The sequence below is a fragment of the Kosakonia sp. Marseille-Q7440 genome, from assembly GCF_965119485.1.
The window spans coordinates 2,257,221-2,278,131 of record NZ_CBCPLT010000001.1; the positions used below are offsets into that span (position 1 = coordinate 2,257,221).

21 protein-coding genes are annotated in these 20,911 nt (G+C 58.4%); 11 read left to right on the forward strand and 10 right to left on the reverse strand.

The genetic code is table 11. The annotated features are described in order from the left end of the window. Window positions 1-90 precede the first annotated feature (90 nt). Both narX and narL read left to right on the forward strand, forming a co-directional pair. Window positions 91-1,893, forward strand: coding sequence for a nitrate/nitrite two-component system sensor histidine kinase NarX (gene narX, locus ACWPW2_RS10455; RefSeq protein ID WP_454122852.1), 1,803 nt, complete (start codon window positions 91-93; stop codon window positions 1,891-1,893). Then, complete coding sequence (narL, locus tag ACWPW2_RS10460; protein ID WP_023478729.1) at window positions 1,886-2,536, forward strand: two-component system response regulator NarL; 651 nt, start codon at window positions 1,886-1,888, stop codon at window positions 2,534-2,536. Before narX ends, narL begins: the two co-directional genes overlap by 8 nt. Here the strand turns inward: narL and ACWPW2_RS10465 are convergent, their stop codons facing one another. After that, the gene (locus ACWPW2_RS10465) at window positions 2,537-3,949 is read right to left on the reverse strand and encodes a YchO/YchP family invasin (protein ID WP_454123636.1); all 1,413 of its coding nucleotides are present in this window, start codon (window positions 3,947-3,949) and stop codon (window positions 2,537-2,539) included. Between the two features lie 195 nt (window positions 3,950-4,144). Here ACWPW2_RS10465 and ACWPW2_RS10470 point away from each other — a divergent pair, with 195 nt between their 5' ends. From ACWPW2_RS10470 to ACWPW2_RS10485, 4 genes are all read left to right on the forward strand, one after another. Next, window positions 4,145-4,660, forward strand: a complete 516-nt coding sequence (locus tag ACWPW2_RS10470; protein WP_241175046.1) for a YbhB/YbcL family Raf kinase inhibitor-like protein — start codon at window positions 4,145-4,147, stop codon at window positions 4,658-4,660. Window positions 4,661-4,731: 71 nt separating this feature from the next. After that, complete coding sequence (locus ACWPW2_RS10475) at window positions 4,732-5,085, forward strand: DsrE/DsrF/TusD sulfur relay family protein (RefSeq protein WP_023478906.1); 354 nt, start codon at window positions 4,732-4,734, stop codon at window positions 5,083-5,085. A gap of 108 nt (window positions 5,086-5,193) precedes the next feature. Further along, on the forward strand, window positions 5,194-6,978 hold the full coding sequence (locus ACWPW2_RS10480; RefSeq protein WP_454122855.1) for a methyl-accepting chemotaxis protein: 1,785 nt from the start codon (window positions 5,194-5,196) through the stop codon (window positions 6,976-6,978). 199 nt (window positions 6,979-7,177) lie between these two features. Then, entirely contained in the window at window positions 7,178-7,423 is a 246-nt protein-coding gene (locus ACWPW2_RS10485; protein WP_023478761.1) for a DUF1883 domain-containing protein, read from the forward strand. Between the two features lie 9 nt (window positions 7,424-7,432). Here the strand turns inward: ACWPW2_RS10485 and ACWPW2_RS10490 are convergent, their stop codons facing one another. Together ACWPW2_RS10490 and chaB are read right to left on the reverse strand one after the other, a co-directional pair. Then, window positions 7,433-8,131, reverse strand: a complete 699-nt coding sequence (locus tag ACWPW2_RS10490) for a gamma-glutamylcyclotransferase (RefSeq protein ID WP_279793396.1) — start codon at window positions 8,129-8,131, stop codon at window positions 7,433-7,435. 171 nt (window positions 8,132-8,302) lie between these two features. After that, window positions 8,303-8,533: a putative cation transport regulator ChaB gene (gene chaB, locus ACWPW2_RS10495; protein ID WP_023478915.1), complete on the reverse strand. Its 231-nt coding sequence runs from the start codon at window positions 8,531-8,533 to the stop codon at window positions 8,303-8,305. Window positions 8,534-8,808: 275 nt separating this feature from the next. Here chaB and chaA point away from each other — a divergent pair, with 275 nt between their 5' ends. Beyond that, entirely contained in the window at window positions 8,809-9,903 is a 1,095-nt protein-coding gene (chaA, locus tag ACWPW2_RS10500) for a sodium-potassium/proton antiporter ChaA (protein ID WP_454122858.1), read from the forward strand. Window positions 9,904-9,946: 43 nt separating this feature from the next. Here the strand turns inward: chaA and kdsA are convergent, their stop codons facing one another. From kdsA to hemA, 6 genes are read right to left on the reverse strand one after another with little or no spacing between them, the layout of a single operon-like run. Beyond that, the gene (gene kdsA, locus ACWPW2_RS10505) at window positions 9,947-10,801 is read right to left on the reverse strand and encodes a 3-deoxy-8-phosphooctulonate synthase (RefSeq protein ID WP_454122860.1); all 855 of its coding nucleotides are present in this window, start codon (window positions 10,799-10,801) and stop codon (window positions 9,947-9,949) included. A 26-nt stretch (window positions 10,802-10,827) separates the two neighbouring features. Continuing rightward, on the reverse strand, window positions 10,828-11,637 hold the full coding sequence (gene sirB1, locus ACWPW2_RS10510) for an invasion regulator SirB1 (protein ID WP_023478892.1): 810 nt from the start codon (window positions 11,635-11,637) through the stop codon (window positions 10,828-10,830). A 3-nt stretch (window positions 11,638-11,640) separates the two neighbouring features. Continuing rightward, complete coding sequence (gene sirB2 / locus ACWPW2_RS10515) at window positions 11,641-12,033, reverse strand: invasion regulator SirB2 (protein ID WP_312117786.1); 393 nt, start codon at window positions 12,031-12,033, stop codon at window positions 11,641-11,643. A 15-nt stretch (window positions 12,034-12,048) separates the two neighbouring features. Beyond that, the gene (gene prmC / locus ACWPW2_RS10520; RefSeq protein ID WP_454122863.1) at window positions 12,049-12,879 is read right to left on the reverse strand and encodes a peptide chain release factor N(5)-glutamine methyltransferase; all 831 of its coding nucleotides are present in this window, start codon (window positions 12,877-12,879) and stop codon (window positions 12,049-12,051) included. Continuing rightward, window positions 12,879-13,961, reverse strand: a complete 1,083-nt coding sequence (gene prfA / locus ACWPW2_RS10525; RefSeq protein ID WP_023478594.1) for a peptide chain release factor 1 — start codon at window positions 13,959-13,961, stop codon at window positions 12,879-12,881. The genes prmC and prfA overlap by 1 nt, the downstream gene beginning before the upstream one ends. 43 nt (window positions 13,962-14,004) lie before the next feature. Continuing rightward, window positions 14,005-15,261 carry a glutamyl-tRNA reductase gene (gene hemA / locus ACWPW2_RS10530; protein ID WP_023478633.1) on the reverse strand — a complete coding sequence of 419 codons (1,257 nt, stop codon included), beginning with the start codon at window positions 15,259-15,261 and terminating at the stop codon, window positions 14,005-14,007. A 200-nt stretch (window positions 15,262-15,461) separates the two neighbouring features. Between hemA and lolB the strand changes: the two genes are divergently transcribed. The 4 genes from lolB to dauA all read left to right on the forward strand — a co-directional run bounded on the left by lolB (window position 15,462) and on the right by dauA (window position 19,804). Then, entirely contained in the window at window positions 15,462-16,085 is a 624-nt protein-coding gene (gene lolB / locus ACWPW2_RS10535; RefSeq protein ID WP_023478783.1) for a lipoprotein insertase outer membrane protein LolB, read from the forward strand. Further along, complete coding sequence (gene ispE / locus ACWPW2_RS10540) at window positions 16,082-16,948, forward strand: 4-(cytidine 5'-diphospho)-2-C-methyl-D-erythritol kinase (protein ID WP_270221013.1); 867 nt, start codon at window positions 16,082-16,084, stop codon at window positions 16,946-16,948. The genes lolB and ispE overlap by 4 nt, the downstream gene beginning before the upstream one ends. Before the next feature lie 123 nt (window positions 16,949-17,071). Further along, entirely contained in the window at window positions 17,072-18,019 is a 948-nt protein-coding gene (gene prs, locus ACWPW2_RS10545) for a ribose-phosphate diphosphokinase (protein WP_007371855.1), read from the forward strand. Between the two features lie 132 nt (window positions 18,020-18,151). Further along, window positions 18,152-19,804, forward strand: a complete 1,653-nt coding sequence (gene dauA, locus ACWPW2_RS10550; protein WP_034812198.1) for a C4-dicarboxylic acid transporter DauA — start codon at window positions 18,152-18,154, stop codon at window positions 19,802-19,804. Here dauA and ACWPW2_RS10555 read toward each other — a convergent pair. Further along, window positions 19,790-20,845 (reverse strand): MerR family transcriptional regulator, encoded by a 1,056-nt coding sequence (locus ACWPW2_RS10555; RefSeq protein WP_454122867.1) that lies wholly within the window; start codon window positions 20,843-20,845, stop codon window positions 19,790-19,792. The two genes, dauA and ACWPW2_RS10555, sit on opposite strands and share 15 nt — an antisense overlap. Between the last annotated feature and the right edge of the window lie 66 nt (window positions 20,846-20,911).

Here is a 20,911-nt window from a genome sequence, read left to right on the forward strand (position 1 = left end):
AGTAACTCTTTGTGGGTATGGGTATACTCCAGGCGATAGCTGACAATAACGCCACCCGCACCTTTTGCGGCCAAGGAGTCTCATTTCCCCATGCTTAAACGCCTCTTTTCACCGATGTCGCTGGTCAGCCAACTGGCCGTACTGATGCTGTTATCCACGCTGATTGGCGTGACCGGTATGGCGGTCTCCGGCTGGCTGGTGCAGGGCGTTCAGGGTAGCGCGCACGCCATCAACAAAGCGGGCTCGCTGCGTATGCAGAGCTACCGGCTGATGTCGGCCATCCCGCTGCAGGAAAGCGAGCAATATTTGTTAGATGAGATGGAGCACACCGCTTTCAGTCCCGAACTGGCGCTGGCGGCGAAACGCGATGGGCAGCAGGCGCAGCTTGCTGATTTGCAAACCTACTGGCACAACGTGGTGATCCCGGCGATTAAGGATGCCCGGCAGCCCGCGCAGGTCGCGGAGATTATCGCCGTCTTCGTTGGGCGCATCGATAAACTGGTCTCCGCTTTTGACAGCAACACCGAGCACCGCATCGCCGAAGTGGTGGTGCTGCACCGGGTGATGGCTGTCCTGATGGGCTTGTTGATCCTGCTTGCGCTGGTGTGGCTGCGGGCGCGTCTGCTCCGTCCGTGGCAGCAGTTGCTGCATATGGCGCGCGCCGTCAGCCAGCGTGATTTTACCCAGCGCGCCCATATCAGCGGCGGCAACGAGATGGCGACCCTTGGCGAGGCGCTGAACAATATGTCTGCGGAGCTGGGCGAGAGTTATGCGGTGCTTGAGCGGCGCGTACAGGAGAAGACCGCCGGGCTTGAGCAGAAAAACGAGATCCTCTCCTTCTTATGGCAGGCCAACCACCGCCTGCACTCACGCATTCCGATGTGCGAGCGCCTGTCGCCGGTGCTCAACGGCTTACAAAATCTGACCCTGCTGCATGATATTGAACTGCGGGTTTACGACCTGGAAGATGAAGAGAATCACCAGGAGTTTACCTGCCAGTCAACGGCCAGCTGCGATATCAAAGGCTGCCACCTCTGCCCGCGCGACGGCAAATTGATTGAATCGACCGGCATTGGCTCGACGCTCAAATGGCGGCTGGCGGATGCCCATATGCAGTACGGCTTGCTGCTGGCGAAGCTGCCGCCGGGCCGCCATTTAAGCCATGACCAGCAGCAGCTGGTTGATACCCTGGTTGAACAGCTTACCGCCACACTGGCGCTGGATCGCCATCAGGATCGCCAGCAGCAGCTGATGGTGATGGAGGAGCGCGCGACCATTGCCCGCGAGCTGCACGATTCGATTGCCCAGTCCCTCTCCTGTATGAAGATGCAGGTCAGCTGTTTGCAGATGCAGGGTGACGAAATCCCCGAGAGCAGCCGCCAGTTGCTGAGCCAGATTCGTAATGAACTCAATACTTCCTGGGCGCAGCTACGCGAGCTGCTGACCACTTTCCGCTTACAGCTCACCGAGCCGGGTTTGCGTCCGGCGCTGGAGTCCAGTTGTCAGGAGTACAGTGCCCATTTTGGCTTTGACGTGCGGCTTGATTACCAGCTTCCGCCCCGCGTTGTTCCGGCGCATCAGGCCATTCATCTGTTGCAGATCGCCCGCGAGGCGCTGAGCAACGCGTTAAAACACTCCGGCGCTACCGCGGTCAGCGTCGCCGTGCAACAACAGGAAAACCGGGTGGTATTACGCATCAGCGATAACGGGTGCGGCATCCCGGACAATGCGGAACGAACCAACCACTACGGATTAATTATTATGCGTGACCGCGCGCAAAGCCTGCGCGGCGACTGCCAGGTGCGTCCCGGAGCCTCCGGGGGGACTGACGTTGTCGTGACGTTTATACCCGAAACGTTTCTCTCATCCATGCAAGGAGATAACCATGAGTAATCAGGATCCGGCAACTATCCTGCTGATCGACGACCATCCGATGCTGCGTACCGGTGTGAAGCAGTTAATTAGCATGGCCCACGACATCACCGTCGTCGGCGAGGCGAGCAACGGGGAGCAAGGCATTGAACTGGCGGAGTCGCTGGACCCGGATCTGATCCTGCTCGATCTCAATATGCCGGGCATGAACGGGCTGGAAACCCTCGATAAGCTGCGGGAGAAGACCCTTTCCGGGCGCATTGTGGTGTTCAGCGTCTCTAATCATGAAGAGGATGTGGTCACCGCCCTGAAGCGCGGTGCCGACGGCTACCTGCTGAAAGATATGGAGCCGGAAGATTTGCTGAAGGCGTTACAGCAGGCGGCGGCAGGCGAAATGGTGCTGAGCGAGGCGCTGACCCCGGTGCTGGCGGCCAGCCTGCGCGCTAACCGCGCGACTACCGATCGCGATATCTCCCAGTTAACGCCGCGCGAGCGCGACATCCTGAAGCTGATCGCTCAGGGGCTGCCAAACAAGATGATTGCCCGCCGTCTGGATATCACCGAGAGCACGGTGAAAGTGCACGTCAAACATATGCTGAAAAAGATGAAGCTAAAATCCCGCGTCGAAGCGGCGGTCTGGGTACACCAGGAGCGGGTTTTCTGATCACGGCGCGGCTGGCAGCGACCAGTCCGTACCGCCTTCCGTTGCCGGTGGGATCACCGGCTCGGTCAGTTTCAGCACAATGGTGTTGGACTCTACTTTCTGCCCCTTCTCATCCTCCACCAGCACCGACAGCGTCCAGCTGTTGCTTGCCCCTTCGCTGCTGTCCCAGCGCGGCATAATCAACGTCCAGCCATCACCGCTGCGCGCATTCACCGGCGGCGTCAGGCTCAGCGCCTGGGTATCGCCCTGCCAGGTCAGGCTGCGAATACCGTGCGTGCTGTGAATTTGCAGCTTAAGCGCCACCGTCTCACCCGGCTGTAGATCCCAGGGCGGCGTCGCCAGGAAGACGGAAAGCGTTTTGCGCTGGCGATACTCAAACACCGGCAGATTGTTGCGTGTCGGGCTATCGTAGCGGCTGCCACGTAGCGAGCGGCTGACGGCGACTTCAGAGGGCGAGAGTTGTTTATGCAGCGGTACGCCAAAGCGGTAGTTGAGTTTTAGCCCCAGATCGTTCTGGCTTACCCCGCTCTCCCCCTGGCGATGCTCGGCGGTGATGGTCACCAGCGGCACCGGGGTGTAATTGACCCCCAGTTTTACGGCGACCGGATTGTGATTACCGGTGCCGCTATCAAACAGATCGACACTGTCGCCAAAGTACTGCTCAACGCTGACGCTGGTATTGACGTATTGGTAGAACGGCAGCCGCGCCTGTGCGGTGACATCATAGCCGCGCGCCATGCGCTGCTGCTGCGTCGCCGTGTCATAGCGCCAGTGGCTCACCGGCTGGTAGTAGTTGGCCGACAGACGCAGGTATTCGCCCCACGCTTCCGCGCCAAACCCGGCGCGCCCGGTGTTCTCTTCCAGCTGCGTGTCGTAAAAGGTGTTGTAGCCGAGCAGCCAGTCGCCTGCCACCCAGCGCTGCCCGAGCCCTACATTACCGATAAGCCCGCTATCCTGCTGCGTGAGGCCCAGCTGGCTCCAGCTCAGGTAACGGTTATTGTCCTGCAACGGTACAAACCAGTTGCCGTGACTGCCGTTAAACTGCCCTTCGTTATCCACTTTCATATCGACGGTGGCGTTGCCCCACGGCGAAAGCCAGGACTCCACCTGCTGATTGACCTCGCCGCTCACCACATCGCGCAGTTTTCCAAAGGCAAACTGGCGCGCCTGTTGACCCGCGCTGAGATCGCTGTCAGTCATGCTCGCTTCACCAAACGCCTTCGCCACCTCGGCAAAGTGTTTCTCCTGCGCATCCGTCTCTGGCGCCATGCTGAGATCCGGCAGGCCGTCACCATTGTTATCAAACGGGTTTTCCGCCTGCTGCACATATTTACTCTGCAGCGCATGGGCATCGCCTCCCGCCACTAATAAGGCAAGAAGGGAGAGAAGTGGAGAGGTAAAGGAGCTGCGCATCACGACGTTAATGGGGTTCCTGGGCCAGTTTTGTGAAGTAAGTCACTTAGTCTAGCGGTTTTGGCGGGCGATTACAGCCGCTGGCGATATATCAGGAAAATCCCTAATCGACGCGCCTCGCTACGGCTACAGTTAATGCATCCTTGTCACGAGAGACGCGTCATGAAAACAAAAATAACTCTGCTGTGCGGCTGGATGCTGCTCTGCGGGGCGCAGGCCAGCGCCACTCCCCTTTTCGCACTGCAATCCCCGGCCTTTGCCGATAACGCAATGATGGAGAAAAAATTCGCCGGTAACGCCAGCAACAACCCCAACTGCACAGGCGAAAACCTCTCGCCAGCGCTGGTATGGAATAACGCGCCGACCAACACGCAGAGTTTTGCGCTGATTGTGCATGATCCTGAAGGCGCGCGCGGGCTGGGCGTGACGCATCTGGTGGCCTATAACATCGCGCCCTCCAGCGCGGGCTTTGCGCAAAACGATCTGCGCGACGGCAAAGGCTTTACCGGCGGGAAAAACACGCCCGGCAATTTCCGCTGGCATGGCCCCTGTCCACCGCCGGGCAGCGGCGCGCATCACTACACCTTCACCCTTATTGCCACCTCGCTGCCACCGACCTTAGAGGAGGGGCTGACCCGCGAGGAGCTGTTCAGCAAGCTTAAAGGCAACACGCTTGCCGCCGCCGGGCTGATTGGCCGCTTCGGGCAGTGATTTTACCTTTGCGCCGTCCGCGCGGCGCAGTAGCATAGCCCTTTTCGCTACGGTTAATCGAAGGAGTGACAATGCAAAACGTTGTGATCATCGCCAATGGTGCGGCCTACGGAAGTGAATCGCTGTTTAACAGCCTGCGGCTGGCAATCGCGCTGCGCGAGCAGGAAGAGCCTGTCGAGCTGAAGCTGTTTTTAATGTCCGATGCGGTAACCGCCGGGCTGCGCGGCCAGAAGCCTGCCGAGGGGTATAACATTCAGCAGATGCTGGAGATCCTTACCGCCCAGGGCGTACCGGTGAAGCTGTGCAAAACCTGCGCCGACGGCCGCGGCGTCAGCGCCCTGCCGCTGGCTGAGGGCGTGGAGATCGGTACCCTTGTCGAGCTGGCGCAGTGGACGCTGGCGGCAGACAAGGTATTAACTTTCTAATGGAAAGGCGAGTTTAATACAATCTTCTTATGGATGGCGTCGAGTCATCAAGTTTACCTGCTGTGTTGCCGATAGCCACTTAAGACAAACACAGCAGGTACAATAAAAATGTTCAGATCCATTAAAGCCCGGATTATGGCGGCGACGGCAGGTTGTCTTACTGTCGCCTTGCTGCTTAACACCATCATCAACTACCAGGTTACGCGCCAGCACAACCAGCAAACCCAGCAGGATATTCTCTCCAGCACCCGCGACAGCCATGGCATTGCCATTGCCGACTGGGTCGCCAGCAAAACAGCGATGATCGCCTCCCTGCAAAGCGTGGCGTTAACGGACGATCCGGTGCCGGTATTTGCCCAAATCGCCCGCGCCGGGGGTTTCATCAACGTCTATGTTGGCTACGCCAGCAAAACCGCGAAGTTCTCCGATCCCGGCGGCGTCCCGGCGGATTACGATCCGACCATTCGCCCGTGGTATCAGCAGGCTGTGAAAGCCGATGCGCCGGTGGTTACCGCCCCCTATGTTGATGCCAGCACCGGTCAACTGGTGGTGACCTTTGCCGTGCCGGTAAAAGAGAACGGCACGCTGAAGGGCGTGGTCGCCGGGGATGTCTCGATGACCAGTGTGGTAGCTAACGTGCGCGGCATCAGCCCGACGCCACACAGCAGCGGGATGCTGCTTGCCAGCGATGGCTCAGTGATCGCAGCCGCCGATGAAAAGCTGACGATGAAGCCCTTCTCTGACGCCATTCACGGCGTCTCCTTTACCGAACTGAGCAGTGGGAAAACCGTCACTGGCGAGTATGCCGGTGATGAGAAGTCGCTGTTAGCCAGCCGGGTGAAAGGAACCGACTGGCTGCTGGTGGTCGCCCTCGATGGGGATGACGCCACCGCTGGTCTGCGCGCGCAGTTAAAAGCCTCCGCCGTGTCGCTGATTGTGCTGGTGATTATTGCCGGGGCATTGATGCAGTGGATGGTCGCAGCGCTGCTTAAGCGCCTGGTGGTGATCCGCGATGCGATGAACGCCATCAGCAGCGGCACCAACGACCTCTCCCAGCGCCTGCCGGAGAGCGGTAACGATGAAGTGGCGCAGATCGCCCACGCCTTTAACGCCTTCAGCGACAAGCTGGCGGTGGTGATGGTGAAACTGCGCGACTCCACCCACTCGGTGCAGCTGGCGGCGCAGGAGATTGCCGCCGGGAACCAGGATCTCTCCGGGCGCACAGAGCAGGCGGCATCAAGCTTGCGTGAAACCGCCAGCGCCGTAGAGCAGATCACCGCCTCGGTCGCACAATCGACCGATGCCGCAGCGCAGGCGAATACCCAGGCGCACGTCGCATCAGAAGCCGCTTCACGCGGCGGTCAGGTGGTGACGCAGGCGATCAACACCATGCAGTCGATTGAAGTCGCCTCAGCGAAGATTGGCGATATCACCAGCGTTATTGATGCCATCGCTTTCCAGACCAATATCCTCGCGCTTAACGCCTCGGTGGAAGCGGCGCGCGCCGGTGAGCAGGGTCGTGGCTTTGCAGTAGTGGCAGGCGAAGTGCGCAATCTCGCCAGCCGTAGCGCGCAGGCGGCGAAGGAGATTAAAACCCTGATTGATTCAACCACCGACAGCGTTGCAACCGGCTCGCGCTATGTGCGGCTGGCGGGCGACAGCATGACCGATATCGTCACCAGCATCGACAGCGTATCGGTGATTATGCGTGAGATCACCGTCGCCACCAGCGAGCAGATGAAAGGCATTCAGGAGATCAATCATGCGGTGATTAATCTTGACCGTATGGTGCAGCAGAACGCCGAACTGGTCGTCGAGTCAACCGCGGCAGCCGGGGCGCTGCGCGCCCAGGCGGGTGAACTTGCCGACACCGCTGGACATTTCCGCATTTAATCTTTTACCGGCGCGTGAAAACCTCGGTTTCTCGCGCCGGATCTCCCCCCTTGCCGCAGATTGTTATTTTTGTTTAATCCTTACGTCATTTTTTGATCAAAATCAGCATCTGGCCGATGCCCGTTTGGTGTGATGCACGGAGTGTTTTGTGAACAACATCACGCAGGGATGGCGTTATTTAAATGACGGGGTTAAAAAAATGGCGGTAGTGAAAGCAAGTTTAAAACTGTTTGGCGGGGATACGGTGGTGGTTCGCTGTTCTGAAAATTGCCATATCCATCTGATGTGTGAGAAGAGCCGCAGGCCGAATGCGCAGGCGGATATTCTGAGTGTCCAGAACCGCGCCAGCGCCTATCTTTCGGTGCCATACAGCGGCATCTGGAGCGTGCTGATCGACAGCCACAGCCAGTCGCTGGAGCACTCGATCAGCTACGTTGCGGCGTAAACACCATTCTTAGCAGGCAAAACCAGGCACCATTTCCGGGCCTGGTTTGTCCCCCTCCAGCAGCATACGCACTCTTCCCACCAGTTCATTCAGGCAGTCATCGTGCATGCCGAGCTTAATCAGCTCCTGCTCAAGGGAGAAGAGATACTGGGCATTGGTGCCAAGCGGGCCGCTGGCTGCGGCAATTAATGGCGCGATGGTTTGCGCGCGGGTATCTGACTCATAGAGCGGGTGGCGCGGATCCATAATAAATACCAGCGCATTGACCTCGCGGCCATCGTCGAGCGAAAGTTTGCACCAGCTCGGCAGATAGCAACCGGTGATCATCTCCCGTTTCCACAGCAGCGCGAGATCGTCGTGCAGGCTCTCTTCGGACAGCCGGTAAGCCACGCCGGTGGTGCGCCCGCCCTCTTTCAGTGCAAGCATGCGCCCTGGCTGACACGCGGTACCGCGTCCGGCAGTGAGGCGCAAACAGAAGGCGCGATGCCAGCCGACCAGCGTTCCCGGGCAGGATTCATCGAACTCCATTGCCGGATTCCACATCAGCGAGCCGTAACCAAAAATCCACACCGGGCCATCATCCGGCCGACAGGCCAGCGTCGCCGCCAGCGAGGACGCCCGCTGCTCGGCCGACCACAACAACGACTCTTCTATGTCGCCAAACGCCGTTTTGCAATCGGCCGTTCGCAAGAAATCACGCGTTAACATCTTCTACCTCCGCCACTGCCTGCGTCCTTGCGACTGCTTTACTGCTGCCTTCCCGACATACGCCGTCGTTTCAACGCAGCGCCATATGACGATATGCAATTCACGCGCCGCATGCAACAGCATCAATTCATCGAATAAAGCTATAAATGGCGAAGGTGGCGCTGCTACGCGCTATTTCTTCTTATGCCACTTGTCGTCATCTCCCTTCTCATACTCATTTTTGACCGCCGCCCAGGCGACGCGGTGCGCCGTCTCCTCCCGGCTGGCATCGCCGCGGCGGTCATCTTTATCTTTGTATTGATCCCAGGCGCTGTTAAAGGCCTCTTTATAGATCTCCTGCGCGTGGGCAGGAAGCACATGTTGCACGCTGTCGGGCAGCTCGGATTTTGCTTTATATGGCACTTTTCTGCTCCTTCTTGGGCTAAAAGGTTAAGTCTGGTCGACAACCTGCTTGAGCGCCAGGCATGGAGCATAAATGACTTTTTAATTTAACTATCATTATGTTTATATTTCATTATTTCCACAAAACAGCAATTTTCGAGGCTTTAAAACAGAAAAAATTTTACTGCCGTAAAAATAGGTAAAAATGACCACGTAAATGCGACTTTTTTGCTATTTTAATCACCTTGCATTCTTTATCTATACTTCAACAACACTGCCCTCTGAGGAGAATCATAATGACAACAACCCACGAGGCGGTTAAAACCCGCCACAAGGAGACCACGCTCATTTTCCCGGTGCTGGCGCTGGCCGTGCTGCTCTTCTGGGGAAGCTCGCAGTCGCTGCCGGCGATAGTCGGTATCAATGTGCTGGCGCTGATCGGGATTTTAGCCAGCGCCTTTAGCGTGGTTCGCCACGCTGACGTTCTTGCCCACCGTCTGGGCGAACCTTTCGGCTCGTTAATTCTGAGCCTCTCCGTCGTTATCCTCGAAGTGAGCCTCATCTCCGCTCTGATGGCGACCGGCGATGCCGCGCCAACGCTGATGCGCGATACGCTCTACTCCATCATTATGATTGTCACCGGCGGGCTGGTGGGTTTCTCACTGCTGCTGGGCGGGCGTAAATTTGCCACGCAGTACGTCAATCTGTTTGGTATCAAGCAGTATTTGATCGCCCTCTTTCCGCTGGCGATTATCGTGCTGGTCTTCCCGATGGCGTTGCCGGAAGCGAACTTCACCACCGGCCAGGCGCTGCTGGTGGCGCTCATCTCGGCGGCGATGTATGGCGTGTTTTTGCTGATCCAGACCAAAACCCATCAGAGCCTGTTTGTCTATGAGCATGAAGATGACGGCGACGATCCGCACCACGGTAAGCCGTCGGCGCACAGTAATTTCTGGCACACCGCGTGGCTGATTGTGCATCTGATTGCGGTGATTGCGGTGACCAAGATGAACGCGCAGCCGCTGGAAGCGCTGCTGACGGAAGTGAACGCCCCGGTGGCCTTTACTGGCTTCCTCGTTGCGCTGCTGATCCTCTCGCCGGAAGGACTTGGGGCGTTAAAAGCGGTGCTGAACAATCAGGTGCAGCGCGCGATGAATCTCTTCTTCGGTTCGGTGCTGGCAACCATCTCGCTGACCGTACCGGTGGTGACGCTGATTGCCTGGCTCACCGATAATAAGCTGGTGTTCGGCCTCGATGCGCCGGAGATGATTGTGATGGTGGCGTCACTGATGCTGTGCCAGATCTCCTTCTCGACCGGGCGCACCAATGTGCTTAACGGCGCGGCGCATCTGGCGCTGTTTGCCGCCTACCTGATGACCATCTTCGCCTGAGTTATTCGGATACAAAAAACCCCGCTTTCGCGGGGCTTTTCTTTTACGCTTCGGTGTTGAGCTCTTCGAAGTTCTTCACCAGATCGTCAATCGCTTTGATCTGCTGCAGGAACGGCTCCAGCTTCGCCAGCGGCAGCGCCGACGGGCCATCGCACTTGGCGTTATCCGGGTCCGGGTGCGCTTCAATAAACAGACCGGCAAGACCGGTTGCCATGCCCGCGCGCGCCAGCTCGGCTACCTGACCACGACGGCCGCCGGAAGCGGCGCCAAACGGGTCGCGGCACTGCAGCGCGTGGGTGACGTCAAAGATGACCGGCGAGTTATTGGAGACTTTTTTCATCACGCTAAAGCCGAGCATGTCGACCACCAGGTTGTCATAACCGAAGTTCGCGCCGCGATCGCAGAGGATAACTTTGTCGTTACCGCCCTCGATAAATTTGTCGACGATATTGCCCATCTGGCCCGGGCTTACGAACTGCGGTTTTTTGACGTTAATCACCGCACCGGTTTTCGCCATCGCTTCCACCAGATCGGTCTGGCGGGCAAGGAAGGCCGGAAGCTGGATCACATCCACCACTTCGGAGACCGGCTGGGCCTGGTTCGCTTCGTGCACGTCGGTGATCAGTTTGACGCCGAAGGTCTGCTTCAGCTCCTGGAAAATCTTCATCCCCTCTTCCAGACCCGGCCCGCGGTAGGACTTGATGGAAGAGCGGTTGGCTTTATCGAAAGAGGCTTTGAACACGTACGGGATGCCCAGCTTCTGGGTCACGGTGACGTAGTGCTCACAAATGCGCATGGCTAAATCGCGGGATTCCAGCACGTTCATGCCGCCGAACAGCACGAACGGCAGGTCGTTCGCCACGTTGATGTCGCCAATGCTGACCACTTTTTGTTTCATAAAATCGCCTTATCGAGTGTGAATGCTTAATGCAGGGTAATCTGTTTATGGGAAATCGTGTTGATCTGCGCGCGGATCATTTCGCTGATCGGATCTTCCGGGCACTGCTCGACAAAATAGCTTAAGTCATGCAGCGCTACATGGTCGCAGTCCAGCTGCGCATAAATCAGCCCGCGATCGCGGATCTCATACGGATCTTCCGGATTGAACTGCAGTAACGCTTCGCTGGCGCGCAGGGCCAGCTCCATCTGCTGCTCTTCCATCAACGCCGACTTCAGGGTATCCAGCAGTTTGCGGATCACTTCAGCGTTGTCTGCCTCATCAAGGTCTTCGTTAAACAGCTCGGCCACCGGGCTGATATTGCCCTTCAGCCAAACTTCGAGCGTATGTTCGTCCAGCGTGTCGCCATTAAACGGGTTAATCAGCCACATTTCGCCATCCAGCCACTCACCGCGCAGAATCAGCTGCGTCGGGAAGATAACCGGGGTCAGCGGAATATTGAGCCGCCCGGCGACCCACAGCAGAATCGCCCCCAGCGACACGGCGCTGCCCTGGCGGTTCTGCAACACTTTATCCAGCCACAGCGCATCGGAGAGACGGTAGACGCCGCGGGTATCTTTGAAGCCCCATTCGCCGTAGAACAGCGCGAGGAGTTCCTCCAGTTGATGCTCCTGAGGCTTTGCCTGACTGATCTCTTCACGGGCAAGCGCGAGCAGATGCTCCAGTTCGTCTTGTACGTATTGTGAAGGAAAATCATCGCGTATCAGCTCGGAAACAAGGATCATCCCGTCGCATAATGGCGCTTTGTTAAATTCGAAATCAGCTAACGACCTCATGTCTTACCCCAGTATCGGTACTTTTGTGGCGGCGAGTTTAATGATGATGTACAGCACCACCAGCCCCAGCATAAAGGCGATAAAACCTGCCTGCTGGCCGCGCGGACGATGTCGCCCGAGCGCAATAAAACCCAAAACGATATAGATGATAACGCCAAACAGCTTTTCAGTCAGCCATGCGCCTTTAACAGTAAAAGGCAAATAGCCGGTCAGGGCTATCAACCCCACGCCGCTGAGTAGCAAAACGCTATCGACAATATGCGGTACTACCCGCACCCAACGCGCCTGAAAGCGGGGATTGTTGCTCCAGCGCCACCAGTAACGCAGGGTGAACAGGCTAATGGTCAGCGCCACCGACGTCAAATGTAACGTAATCAGGATGTTAAAGAGGCACATTCCCTGTTGCTCCCGTTACGGCCGCCGTCCCAGTGTCAGGCGTTCGTTATCACCATAATCCCGGCAGGTTTCCACCTGCTGCCAGCCGTAGCGGGCAAAAATCTCGCGCACCGCCGCCCCCTGCTGCCAGCCATGCTCCAGCAACAGCCAGCCCTGCGGCAATAAGTAGCGCGGCGCGTCTTTAATCAATGTATGCAGATCCGCAAGGCCGTTATCCGCCGCCACCAGCGCGCTGAGCGGTTCAAAGCGCACATCGCCCTGCGCCAGATGGGGATCCTGCGCATCAATATAGGGCGGGTTGCTGACGATAAGCGAAAAGGTTTGCCCCTCAAGGGCGCTAAACCAGCGGCTCTGCACAATCTCGATATTGCGGATGCCGAGATGATCGGCGTTACGCTGCGCCAGCGCGACTGCGTCAGGGATGAGATCGACGGCGGTGACCTGGCAATCTGGCCGCTCGCTGGCCAGCGCCAGCGCAATGGCACCGGTGCCGGTACCCAAATCGAGGATGCGGCACGGCGCGGCGGGAAGCCGGGCGAGCGCCTGCTCGACCAGACACTCGGTATCGGGGCGCGGGATCAGCGTCGCGGGCGAGACAAACAGCGGCAGCGACCAGAATTCGCGCTCACCAATCAGATGCGCCACCGGCTCGCCGCGCTCGCGCCGGGCCAGTAACCCAGCAAGTTGCTCCTGCTGCTCGTCCGTAAGAGGCGTTTCACCGAAGGCGAGAATAAAGGTGCGCGCTTTGCCGGTGACAAAGCCGAGCAGGATCTCGGCATCGCGCCGCGGGCTTTCACTCGCCTGCAGCTGGCTGATTGCCTCGCGCAACCACTGTTGATAATCCATTAATCCTGCTCGGAGAGCGCCGCCAGCTGGTCGGCCTGGTACTCCTGCACGATCGGCTCGATCAGCGCATCAAGCTTGCCTTCCATCACTTCATCCAGACGGTAGAGCGTCAGGTTAATGCGGTGGTCGGTTACGCGACCCTGCGGGAAGTTATAGGTGCGGTTGCGGTCGCTGCGATCGCCGCTACCGAGCAGGTTACGGCGCGTGGAAGCCTCCGTCTGCTGGCGTTTCGCCACTTCGGCCGCACGAATGCGCGCGCCGAGCACCGAGAGCGCTTTAGCTTTGTTTTTATGCTGCGAACGCTCATCCTGGCACTCCACCACAATCCCGGTCGGCAAGTGGGTAATACGGATCGCCGAATCGGTGGTGTTAACGTGCTGGCCGCCCGCGCCTGAAGAGCGGAAGGTATCGATACGCAGATCCGCAGGGTTGATATCCGGCAGCTCCGCTTCCGGCAGCTCCGGCATCACCGCAACGGTACAGGCGGAGGTATGAATACGCCCCTGCGATTCGGTTGCCGGGACGCGCTGCACGCGGTGTCCGCCCGATTCAAACTTCAGACGACCATAGACACCGTCGCCGCTGATTTTGGCAATCACCTCTTTATAGCCGCCATGTTCGCCTTCGTTGGCGCTCATGATCTCAACGCGCCAGCGGCGGGCCTCGGCATAACGGCTATACATGCGGAACAGATCGCCGGCAAACAGCGCGGCCTCATCCCCACCTGTTCCGGCGCGGACTTCGACAAACGCGTTGCGCTCATCATCGGGATCTTGCGGCAGCAGCAGCACCTGTAAATGCTGCTCAAGCTGCTCGCTTTTCTCTTTCGCGTCGCGTAACTCCTCCTGCGCCATTTCGCGCATTTCGGGGTCGTCGAGCATCATCTGCGCAGTCTCGATATCGTCCTGCGTCTGTCGCCAGTCGGTAAAACAGCGGGAAACGTCGCTCAGCTGCGCATATTCGCGCGACAGGGCGCGAAAGCGATCCTGATCGGCGATGGTTTGCGCGTCGCCCAGCAGCGCCTGAACTTCTTCATGGCGTTCATGCAGGGCTTCCAGTTTGGCAACGATAGAAGGCTTCATAGGCGTAAAGGCACCTTTTAGTAATTATCAGGAGTGTGGTGTGCTAATCCAGCCCGAGGCTGTTGCGCAGAATATGCAGGCGATCGTCATCCCCGTCACGGGCGGCCTGCTGAAGAGATTTGGTTGGGGCGTGGATCAAACGGTTGGTCAGCTTCCACGCCAGGTCCTGCATAATGGTCTGCGGATCGCCGCCCTGCTCCAGCGCAGCGAGCGCTTTTGCCGTCAGCTCATCGCGAACCTGTTCTGACTGGCTGCGATAGTCGCGAATCGTCTCGCTGGCGCTTTGCGCGCGCAGCCAGGCCATAAACTCGCTGGTCTCCTGGGCGACGATAGTTTCCGCCTGCACCGCAGCGGCTTTGCGCTGCGCCAGGTTGTGCTGAATAATGCTTTGCAGATCGTCGACGCTGTAGAGATAGGCGTTGGCAATTTCACCCACTTCCGGCTCAACGTCGCGCGGAACGGCGATATCCACCAGCAGCATCGGCTTATTGCGACGCGCCTTCATCGCCCGCTCGACCATCCCTTTGCCGATAATCGGCAGCGGGCTGGCGGTCGAACTGATGACGATATCGGCATCTTTCAGGCGCTCATCAATTTCGCTCAGGCCGATCACTTCCGCCCCGACCTCATTCGCCAGCAGCTCCGCGCGCTCGCGGGTGCGGTTGGCGATGATCATATTCTGCACTTTGTGCTCGCGCAGATGGCGCGCCACCAGTTCAATGGTCTCGCCCGCGCCGACCAGCAGCACGGTAACCGTCGAAAGGGATTCAAATATCTGCCGCGCGAGGGTACAGGCAGCAAAAGCGACCGAAACGGCGCTGGCACCGATGTCGGTTTCCGTGCGCACGCGCTTGGCGACAGAGAAGGATTTCTGGAACATGCGTTCCAGCTCGCTGGCATTCCCGTGTCCGCGATGGGAGTCGGCATAGGCTTTTTTCACCTGGCCGAGGATCTGCGGTTCGCCGAGCACCAGCGAATCGAGCCCGCTCGCCACGCGCATTAAATGGCTGACGGCGTCGTTATCTTCGTGCCAGTAGAGGCTCTGACGAACCTCATCTTCACGTAAATGGTGATAATCGCAGAGCCAGCGCACCAGCGCTTCCTGTAAGTTCTCCCGCTCTTCGACGCTCAGATAGAGTTCGGTGCGGTTACAGGTTGAGAGCACCACGCCCCCCTGCACCATCGGCTGCGCCAACAGGCTTTCCAGCGCCTGATCAAGCGTTTCCGGCGAAAACGCAATACGTTCTCGCAACGCAACAGGTGCTGTTTTGTGGTTGATGCCGAGTGCTAAAAGGGTCATGGGCGCGGGAATAGTACCAACGTTGATAAGGTTAGACTGCACGCATCATACAGGATGAGCGGAGTCAATAAAAGGGAGACTATCCTTTCGGAGTAATTGGTCTTTTTATGATTTAAGACAACGTGAACGTAGACGCTCTTTCTGTGCGGCGCTAGCATTAAGCTTCTGTCTGTAAACTGTTACAAGGATTTGTCATCGTTATGATTCTGTCGGATTTCCGCCTCATTCGCCTGCTACCGCTGGCAAGCCTCGTGCTCACCGCCTGTACCCTGACCGCGCCAAAAGGGCCGGGAAAAAGCCCCGATGCGCCGCAGTGGCGTCAGCATCAGCAGCAGGTGCGCGATTTACACCAGTATCAGACGCGCGGCGCGTTTGCTTATCTCTCGGATGAGCAAAAAGTCTATGCCCGCTTCTTCTGGCAGCAAACCGGCCAGGATCGCTACCGCTTACTGCTCACCAACCCGCTGGGCAGCACCGAGCTTGAACTGAAGGCGCAGCCGGGCAACGTCGAGCTGGTGGATAATAAAGGTAAGCACTACACCGCTGACGACGCGGAAGAGATGATTGGCAAGCTGACCGGCATGCCGATTCCGCTTAACAGCCTGCGCCAGTGGATCCTCGGCCTGCCGGGCGACGCCACCGATTACAAACTCGACGACCAGTATCGCCTGAGCCAGGTCAACTACAGCCAGGACGGTAAAAGCTGGAAAGTGGTGTATGGCGGCTATGACAGCAAAACCCAGCCGGCCCTGCCTTCCAATATGGAGCTAAGCGACGGCAAGCAGCGCATCAAGTTAAAGATGGATAACTGGATCGTTAAATGATGACCTGGCCTGCTCCGGCAAAACTTAACCTCTTTTTATACATCACCGGCCAGCGTGAAGATGGTTACCACACCCTGCAAACGCTGTTTCAGTTTCTCGATTATGGCGACACGTTGACCATCGAGCCGCGCCGGGACGGCAAAATCTGCCTGCTTACGCCGGTCGAGGGCGTGCCCGATGAGGAGAACCTGATCGTGCGCGCGGCGCGTTTGCTGATGAAGCGCGCCGCCGCGACCGAACGACTGGCCGCAGGCTGCGGCGCGGATATCGCCATTGAAAAACGTCTGCCGATGGGCGGCGGGCTTGGCGGCGGCTCGTCGAATGCGGCGACGGTGCTGGTGGCGCTTAACCATCTCTGGCAGTGCGGGCTGAGCGTCGATGAACTGGCGCAACTGGGTTTAACGCTTGGTGCCGATGTGCCGGTGTTTGTGCGCGGCCATGCGGCGTTTGCCGAAGGGGTCGGTGAGCTGCTTACGCCGGTCGATCCGCCGGAAAAATGGTACCTGGTCGCCCACCCTGGCGTCAGCATTCCGACGCCGCTTATCTTTGGCGATCCCGAACTCCCGCGCAATACGCCCGTCAGGTCAATCAATACGTTACTGAATTGTGAATTCGGCAACGATTGCGAGGTTATCGCAAGAAAACGTTTTCGTGAGGTTGATGCGGCGCTTTCCTGGCTGTTAGAATACGCGCCGTCGCGCCTGACTGGCACAGGAGCCTGTGTCTTTGCCGAATTTGACACCGAATCCTCCGCTCGTCAGGTGCTTGAGCAAGCCCCGGAATGGCTGAACGGTTTTGTCGCGCGAGGCGTTAACCTCTCGCCGCTAGCACAAACCATCGCCGGGCAAGCTGAGTCACGGTGACAACGTCACTTGTTCCAGACGTTGCATCGCGCTCTTTAATACACCGCATGGATAGTTTTTCGCCCTGACCGCACATTTTGGCGTATCCTATCCACCACTGGACGCATGCCTGAGGTTCTTCTCGTGCCTGATATGAAGCTTTTTGCTGGTAACGCCACCCCGGAACTAGCACAACGTATTGCCAACCGCCTGTACACTTCTCTCGGCGACGCCGCCGTAGGTCGCTTTAGCGACGGCGAAGTCAGCGTACAAATCAACGAAAACGTACGCGGTGGTGATATTTTCATCATCCAGTCCACTTGTGCTCCTACTAACGACAACCTGATGGAATTGGTTGTGATGGTCGATGCCCTGCGCCGTGCTTCCGCAGGTCGTATCACCGCCGTTATCCCCTACTTTGGTTACGCCCGTCAGGATCGCCGCGTCCGCTCCGCTCGCGTACCGATTACCGCAAAAGTGGTTGCCGATTTCCTCTCAAGCGTTGGCGTTGACCGCGTCCTCACCGTAGACCTGCATGCTGAACAGATTCAGGGCTTCTTTGATGTACCGGTTGATAACGTGTTCGGTAGCCCAATCCTGCTCGAAGATATGCTGCAGCTGAACCTCGACAACCCGATTGTGGTTTCGCCGGATATCGGCGGCGTGGTTCGCGCACGTGCGATTGCCAAACTGCTGAACGATACCGACATGGCGATCATCGATAAGCGCCGCCCGCGCGCCAACGTTTCGCAGGTGATGCACATCATCGGTGACGTAGCGAACCGCGACTGCGTGCTGGTTGACGATATGATCGACACCGGCGGTACGCTGTGCAAAGCAGCAGAAGCCCTGAAAGAGCGCGGCGCCAAACGCGTCTTCGCTTACGCCACGCACCCGATTTTCTCCGGTAATGCGGTAAATAACCTGCGCAACTCCGTGATTGACGAAGTGGTGGTCTGCGACACCATTCCGCTGAGCGAAGAGATCAAAGCGCTGCCGAACGTACGTACGCTGACGCTCTCTGGCATGCTGGCCGAAGCTATCCGTCGTATCAGCAATGAAGAATCGATCTCTGCGATGTTCGAACATTAATCGATGCTTCATATCAAACCCGCTCCGGCGGGTTTTTTTAACCCTCTTTTTTATTTGTATGATTTATTAATTAGTTAGACTACGCTTCGCAAAAGAGTGACTCCTGTGAAAACGTTACTTTCTCCCCACATCATGCCTTTCCGCGCGCTGATTGATGCCTGCTGGAAAGAAAAATATACCGCTGCCCGCTTTACCCGCGATCTGATCGCCGGGGTCACGGTGGGCATTATTGCCATTCCGCTGGCGATGGCGCTGGCAATTGGCAGCGGCGTTGCGCCGCAATACGGTTTATACACCGCTGCCGTCGCGGGCATCGTGATTGCGCTCAGTGGCGGATCGCGCTACAGCGTCTCCGGCCCGACAGCGGCGTTTGTGGTGATCCTCTACCCGGTTTCGCAACAGTTTGGCCTCGGCGGCCTGCTGGTGGCGACGCTGATGTCCGGGGTCTTCCTGATCCTTTTCGGTCTGGCGCGTTTTGGACGCCTGATTGAATACATCCCGCTCTCCGTAACCCTCGGGTTTACCTCCGGGATCGGCATTACCATCGGCACCATGCAGATCAAAGATTTCCTTGGCCTGCAAATGGCGCACGTCCCGGAGCATTACCTGCAAAAAGTGGGCGCACTGGTGATGGCGCTGCCGACCATTAACCCGGGCGATGCCGCCATCGGCGTGGTGACGCTCGGCACGCTGATCCTCTGGCCGCGCCTGCGTTTGCGCGTGCCGGGGCATCTGCCGGCGCTGCTGGCCGGTTGTGCGGTGATGGGGGTGGTCAACCTGCTCGGCGGGCATGTCGCCACCATCGGGTCGCAGTTTCACTATCTGTTGGCCGACGGCAGCCAGGGCAACGGCATTCCGCAGCTGCTACCGCAGCTGGTGCTGCCATGGGATCTTCCCGGCTCGACCTTTACCTTAAGCTGGGACTCCCTGCGCGCGCTGCTACCAGCCGCATTTTCCATGGCGATGCTTGGCGCGATTGAGTCTCTGCTCTGCGCGGTGGTGCTCGACGGCATGACCGGCACCAAGCATAAAGCCAACAGTGAACTGATTGGTCAGGGGCTGGGCAATATTGTCGCGCCCTTCTTTGGCGGTATTACGGCTACCGCAGCGATTGCCCGCTCGGCGGCAAACGTACGCGCCGGTGCCACCTCACCTATTTCAGCGGTGATCCACTCCCTGCTGGTGATCATGGCGCTGCTGGTGCTGGCTCCCCTGCTCTCCTGGCTGCCGCTCTCGGCGATGGCCGCGCTGCTGCTGATGGTGGCGTGGAATATGAGCGAAGCGCATAAGGTGGTCGATCTGCTGCGCCGCGCACCGGCCGATGACATTGTGGTAATGCTGATCTGCATGTCGCTGACGGTGCTGTTCGATATGGTGATTGCCATCAGCGTCGGGATCGTCCTCGCCTCGCTGCTGTTTATGCGCCGCATCGCGCGCATGACGCGTCTTGCGGCGGTGAATGTCAGCGTGCCGGATGATGTGCTGGTGCTGAGAGTGATCGGCCCGCTCTTTTTCGCAGCGGCAGAGGGGCTGTTCAGCGATCTGGAGACGCGTATCGCCGGAAAACGCATTGTGGTGCTGAAGTGGGACGCGGTTCCGGTGCTCGACGCCGGCGGGCTTGATGCCTTCCGCCGTTTCGTCAGCCGCCTGCCGGAGGGCGTGGAGCTTCGCGTCAGCAATCTGGAGTTTCAGCCGCTGCGCACCTTTGCCCGCGCCGGTATTCAACCGATCCCCGGCAGGCTGGCCTTCTTCCCGAACCGCGACGCGGCGTTAGCCGATCTCTGATCCCGGCGCGCCGTAACGGGCGCGCATCATCACTTCAATTGCCCGCTGGAGCCACTGTAACACCGCGGGCGTCATCCATGTCCCCTTCATCAGATGCGGCTCCTGCTGCATCGCCGTGCGAAACTTCTGCTGCGTCTGCGGATCGCGCCCAGCGTAGGACTGAAACAGCTCCAGCCAGTTTGCCGCCAGCGCCTGTGCCTCATCGCTTTGTGGATCAAGCGCGCGGCGGCTGGCATCGTGCAGTTTTGCCACCAGCGCAGGCCACTCCATCATGCGGTCGAAGTAGTGTGCGCGGGTGAAGGCCATCTCCTGCGGCGTTAAGTAGCGCTGCCAGATAGCCAGCTTGCTCTCGGCAAAACTGCGGGTGATGTACCCGGTCATCGCAGGGGTAATGCCGGTCTGCTCGCGCATCTGCGGTTCGGCGCTGTGCATCTCATTAAGCCGCGTTAAAAACTCCGGCTTGTTGGCCGTATCCTGCTCAAGACGCGTCATCCAGCGGGTCGCCAGATCCATCGCCTGCGCATCATCCGCTGCCACGTTATTGTCCATCAGTATTTGCGCTTCGCTAACCAGCGTCGCCCAGACGCGGTCACGCGCTTCATCCCGGGCGGCAAACGGTAACTCGTCTAACTCTTGCGGCGTAAACCAACGATCGTACATTTTCATCAACTCCAGTGTCTGTAGCCATGACTCGAGGTCGGGCTCCGCGCCGCGGGCAAGACCATCCCGGAGATCGACAAGGCGATCGCGCAGGGTCACGATATCGCGCACCTGCCTGTCGAGCCGGGTAATCTGGTCATTTAACAGTTCAGCCAGCGGACGCGTTTCCCGCGCCAGGTAGTCGCCAATTGCCGCCAGTTCCATCCCCGATTTCGCCAGCGCCTGAATCATCTGCAGGCGCTTCACATCAGCGAGGTTATAGAGCCGGTAACCGGCGGCGCTTCGGGCAGAAGGCAGCAGCAGGCCAATGTGCTCATAATGATGAAGGGTGCGAACGCTAATGCCCGCGCGCCGCGCCAGCTCACCTACCTGAATTAACATAACTGCTCCTTTCGTGCTCCACAGACGCCACTTTCGTGCCTCACGTTACGTGAGGGTCAAGTAAAA